Here is a 502-nt window from a genome sequence, read left to right as displayed (position 1 = left end):
TGCTCTGAGACCATTCTTTGGACCGCCGGAGGCTGGAGTTTTCCGGCTTCGTCATGATGGCGGGCTGGCTGCGTCATCACGATTGAGCAAGGTTATCGGGGGTCTTTGCCCGATTGCCCCATGCGGGCGCTCTTCGTTGTAGTATCTGCGCCAATCCTCCAATTTTGTTCGGGCATCGTCAAGGGTTAGGAACCAGTGCGCGTTCAGACATTCCGCCCGGAAGCGTCCGTTGAATGCTTCGATGAAGGCATTGTCGGTGGGTTTGCCCGGCCTAGAGAAGTCCAGCGTGACGCCGCGTTGATAGGCCCACAGATCCAAATCGCGCGAGACGAACTCGGTGCCCTGATCGACGCGAATCGTTGCCGGGAATCCCACTTTATTGCAAACCCTTTCCAGTACCTCCACGACGTCGGTGCCGCGGAAGGTGAACCGTGGCTCCAGCGCCGGCGAGAAGCGGGAGAAGGTATCGACTATCGTGAGCACGCGCAGCTTGCGTCCCGTA

The 502-nt window shown here is 59.0% G+C and carries 1 protein-coding gene; it reads right to left on the bottom strand.

What is annotated here, in order from left to right; all coding sequences use genetic code 11:
- Nucleotides 1–51: 51 nt before the first annotated feature.
- The coding region (locus tag AC5ZFO_RS48255; protein WP_496124306.1) for an integrase core domain-containing protein at nucleotides 52–502 on the bottom strand (451 nt) is incomplete at its 5' end.

It is taken from the genome of Bradyrhizobium sp. Unk1 (assembly GCF_059512345.1).
Note: the sequence above shows the minus strand (reverse complement) of the source record. Positions and strands in the feature narration are given on the sequence as shown.